This is a genomic window from Pseudoalteromonas sp. PPB1 (genome assembly GCF_015356275.1).
In the GTDB taxonomy this organism is placed as follows: domain Bacteria; phylum Pseudomonadota; class Gammaproteobacteria; order Enterobacterales; family Alteromonadaceae; genus Pseudoalteromonas; species Pseudoalteromonas rubra_D.
In genome coordinates this window covers 1-1,035 of record NZ_JACEQV010000084.1, presented here as the reverse complement: position 1 = coordinate 1,035, position 1,035 = coordinate 1, and the positions used below count along the sequence as shown (strand labels likewise).

Sequence of the window (1,035 nt, the reverse complement as noted above, 5' to 3'; positions counted from 1 at the left end):
GGCGTTGTTTCCTTAATCATTGAACTAATCTAGCATTGTGTGATCAGATCTCAAAAGCAAACACCGAGACTGAATTTTGAAAGAAAAGCGTATCACTAACTGGCGTGATTACAACAAAGCCCTTATCGCCAGAGGCAACATCCAGCTTTGGTTTTCCGAGGATGCAATTGCTCAGTGGAACAACACGCAACATCACGGCGGTAAAGGCCGAGCTAATCATTTCTCTGAGCTGGCTATTGAGACCTGCCTGACTTTACGGGCTGTATTTCGCTTGTCTCTTCGAGCTGCGCAGGGTTTTGTTTCTTCGCTGATATCAATGATGAAGCTTGATTTGGATACGCCAACTTATAGTTGTTTGTGCAAGCGAAGTGCAGAGCTGGCTGTTCATTACAGACCAAATACCAGTACTCCCGGAGGCATTGATATCGTGGTTGATAGCACTGGTTTGAAGGTCTACGGAAACGGCGAGTGGCACGCAAGAAAACATGGTGCGAATAAACGCCGGACCTGGCGAAAGTTACATCTGGCCGTTGATGCAAATACACACCAAATAGTAGGCGCTGAGTTGTCTACAATCTCCGTAGCTGATTCAGAAGTTCTGGGCGACTTACTCAGACCATTGCGCAGGAAAATCAGCTCGGTAAAAGCGGATGGCGCATATGATACGAGAGGCTGTTATGCCGAAGTAGCAGCCAAAAAGGCCGACGCAGTGATCCCACCGAGGTGTAACGCGCAGTTGTGGGAAGATGGACATGCTCGCAACAGCGCGGTTATTTTAACAAAGCATATAGGCAGCAGTGAGTGGAAAAAGTGTGTTAACTACCATCAACGTTCACTGGCTGAAACAGCAATGTACCGATATAAACAGCTGATGGGTGATAAGCTGGTCAGTCGTGAATTCAATCAGCAGCACACTGAAGCGATGATCAAAGTGAAAGTGCTCAATAGAATGGCTGGGCTAGGTATGCCTAAATATCAAGGAAACAGCTGAAATCGCAGTGTTGCCTAAGCTATCTGGATTTGATCAACAAGGCC

Annotated in this window: 1 protein-coding gene; it reads left to right on the top strand. The window is 46.8% G+C overall.

Annotation, left to right across the window (positions count from 1 at the left end; translation table 11 throughout):
- Positions 1-76: 76 nt before the first annotated feature.
- Complete coding sequence (locus IY568_RS25480) at positions 77-991, top strand: IS5 family transposase (protein WP_228553567.1); 915 nt, start codon at positions 77-79, stop codon at positions 989-991.
- The last annotated feature ends 44 nt before the right edge of the window (positions 992-1,035 follow it).